Raw genomic sequence first — 2,941 nt, 5'->3', positions numbered from 1 at the left:
GTCCATTTTTACAGCGCACGGTTTCTTATAACAACGTATCACCACAAGATCTTGAAGAAATTCGTCGGCGTTGCCGTGAAGAGGGGGAAATTCTACTTTTAAAAGTAAATGATTGGTTGAGTGAATACGAACAAAAGCAAGGCTCTCAGCCCTCCACTGAGCATCCCTTCCGCACAGGGTTAGGTGTGTATTACATCGAGGAAGAAATCCCTGATGAGCCCAGAGGCAATAAAGAATAATGAAAAATTTAACATCAACACTTCTATGCACAGCCCTATTGTTGACCGGCTGCGGAACCACTGATGATGAACACGTGGCGGGTATCGAAGGCACGGGTAGTAAAGTAGAGGCTGATGTCGCTGTTGCTTACGGTTCAATTACTGGGTTTGGTAGCGTTTATGTCAACGGTGTTCACTTTGCAACTGATTCAGCGATGGTCGAAATTGATGGCGAGCCAGCAACCGAAGGCGAGCTTTCGGTGGGTATGGTGGTTGAAGTGGTTGGCAAGATAAACAGTGATGGCCGCGAAGGGGTAGCTTCGGCAATTAATGCCGAGCGCGTTTTACTGGGTACGGTCGATGCTGTGGTGGATGTTGCGGTAGGGCGCCGAGTATTAAAGCTGTTGGGGCAAACCGTGTATGTGGCCGAAGATGCCGAATTTAGCGGCACAGGTTTCGAGCAGCTCGAATCGGGTTTGGATCTTAGTGTGAGCGGCTATGTTGCCGAAAACGGTTATATCTCGGCCACATATATTGAGCGACAAGCGGCGGGTGCGCCTAAACCGCGTATTGTTGAAGGCTATATTACGGCAATTGACCCCAATACCGGTGACCTAGCGCTGCTCGATCTTAATGTTGATATCCGTTCGGCCGCTATTGTTGCAGGCAGCGCGGACGATATTATTTTGGGTGCGCGCATTAAAATTACCGGCGAATACGATACTGAAAATCAAGTCTTGATGGCAACGCAGTTGGTGTTTAAGCCTCAACGCTTAGGCGCGGGGCATTACAGTGCACTTGAGGGCGTTGTGCGAAAGGTAAGCGAAAATTCAAATTTCTGGGTGCGTGATACGGCCATTGATGGACAAAATGCGGTCTTCGAAAATGGCAATTCCAGCGATATCTCCAACGGTACTCGGGTTGTTGTCTTTGGTCGTATCGAGGGGGCGATATTGGTGGCTGAGCGCATTGTGATTAAATCGTTTAATGCCAGTCGCTTTAAAGGGGAAGTCGAAGAGGTTGATTTTAGGGCGGGTACTTTTCAACTTCACGATACCGTTTTTTATATGACGCCCCTGACACAACTGAAAGACGATTCACGTTTCATGGAGCGTTATTTTGACCTTGAAGATTTACATGTTGGTGAGGAAGTTGAAGTTTATGCCGTGCAGGTTGATGGGCAGTGGCGAGTGACGCGGATTGTTCGCCAAGACATGGATATGAACAAGCCTAATTTTATTCGTGGTGCAATTAGGCTTATTGAAGGCAGCCAAAACTTTTACATGGGTGATGTTTTGGTGGATGGCAGTGATTTGACCGAAAGCGAGTGGGCTGCATTAAGTGAGCTGAATGATGACCCCGTAATGGCTGATTTAGAAGGCTTTTATACCGGTGATTTGGCCTTTAAAGCTGTGCGTGTTCGGGTTAATTCAGAAGAAGGCTGCGATTCGCATGTTTTCTTTCACTGCGGTGAAGATGACGCCTTTGATGACCGATCGTCCCGATAAGTTGTGCTTAAAAAAATCACCATCAACATTATAAATAATGTTGATGGGCATTGTTCTAAGGGGCGGGCACGGAATAAGTTGCTGGAATTTGGGTTTGTGGGTGCTTGCTTGGCAAGGCGAAAATATGGCGCAATAGCCGGCTATTACAAATATTTTTAACGAAGGCAAGCGTGCACCCAGGAATTCAAAAACGGGAAGTTATTTCATCCCCGCCCCAGTTGTTCTGATTCACGAGCTGTAAAGAGCCCAATCCCAAAATAATTTACTCCTTATGTACGCATTCTTGAGCTTCAAGATCTACCATTGTTAAGCTTGAGCGAACAGCGGTTGACTCTCGCTTTGGTACATAAGGGCCGCTCATTAAACTGAGCATATCACCGTCTAATTCCATTTCTATATCGTATGATACGGTAAAAGTGCCCCCGTTTAACGTCACTGTGTATACGTTTTCCATCTCCGCTTGCCTAATAAAACCTTTATTGAGTAGCGTTATACAATTTTGGTAACGGTTCATATGCGCTGCAGCAGCATCGCCTTTATCATCAAACTGATAATACTTACCGTCATCAGTAATAATAAAAAAGTAACTATTATCGAACATACTTCCATCAATATCCACAAAATGTCGAGTTTCATGCCATACGCCATGAAACTCCGAGCTGAGCTGCGGCGCCGAAGAGCTTTCCCCCAGATCATCAACAATTGGTTGGGTGCCACCATCGCAAGCCGCCACTAATAAAAATCCAGTCATCGTTATTGCTAAACTAATATTTCTCATACGTTACTCCTTTAAGTTTTAACAGTAGACATTGCTTCACCGCAAACCAAAGTCTGGGGGATTAAATGCCAGTTTTTAGTTACATCTTCTTATACAATCAAGCGGCTGTCTTAAGGGCTTTTTTTGATGCACGCCCCTAGGCCACCAAATATCGCAACCCCCGTTCTCTGACCACCACATGATGGCAATGTTAACTAAGACACCGCACGCGGAAAATGCCTCATCAAAAAAACTGAAAAATTTAACGTGTGGCACATATAGCTACCAAAGACGCAGGTAACAAATAAGATAGCGGGGGGGGAAGCGGCGCGCTTTGGTCTTTGTCTTCGCTTAGCGAACAACGCGACGCGAAGGGATTCACTAATGCCGTGTTTACCATGGGCTTAGGGACGAGGAAACAATATTTCATCCACTAATGCTTGATCTCGACCTCCTTA

The 2,941-nt window shown here is 45.9% G+C and carries 3 protein-coding genes; 2 read left to right on the top strand and 1 reads right to left on the bottom strand.

Features of this window, described 5'->3' with window-relative positions; all coding sequences use genetic code 11:
* Positions 1–239 (top strand): hypothetical protein (locus AC3A8L_RS20900; protein ID WP_487964213.1); only part of this gene is annotated, 239 nt, incomplete at its 5' end.
* Positions 239–1,726: a DUF5666 domain-containing protein gene (locus AC3A8L_RS20895; RefSeq protein ID WP_487964212.1), complete on the top strand. Its 1,488-nt coding sequence runs from the start codon at positions 239–241 to the stop codon at positions 1,724–1,726. The genes AC3A8L_RS20900 and AC3A8L_RS20895, both read left to right, overlap by 1 nt.
* Before the next feature lie 262 nt (positions 1,727–1,988).
* Here the strand turns inward: AC3A8L_RS20895 and AC3A8L_RS20890 are convergent, their stop codons facing one another.
* Positions 1,989–2,504, bottom strand: a complete 516-nt coding sequence (locus AC3A8L_RS20890) for a hypothetical protein (protein ID WP_487964211.1) — start codon at positions 2,502–2,504, stop codon at positions 1,989–1,991.
* Positions 2,505–2,941: the final 437 nt, after the last annotated feature.

It is taken from the genome of Marinagarivorans sp. (assembly GCF_982758155.1).
The sequence above is the reverse complement of the archived record's forward strand: the minus strand, read 5'-3'. Positions and strand labels throughout refer to the sequence as shown.

Excerpts from the sequence above, each read along its gene's own strand:
- AC3A8L_RS20895 (WP_487964212.1), top strand. The coding sequence starts at position 239 with ATGAAAAATTTAACATCAACACTTCTATGCACAGCCCTATTGTTGACC.
- AC3A8L_RS20890 (WP_487964211.1), bottom strand. The coding sequence starts at position 2,504 with ATGAGAAATATTAGTTTAGCAATAACGATGACTGGATTTTTATTAGTG.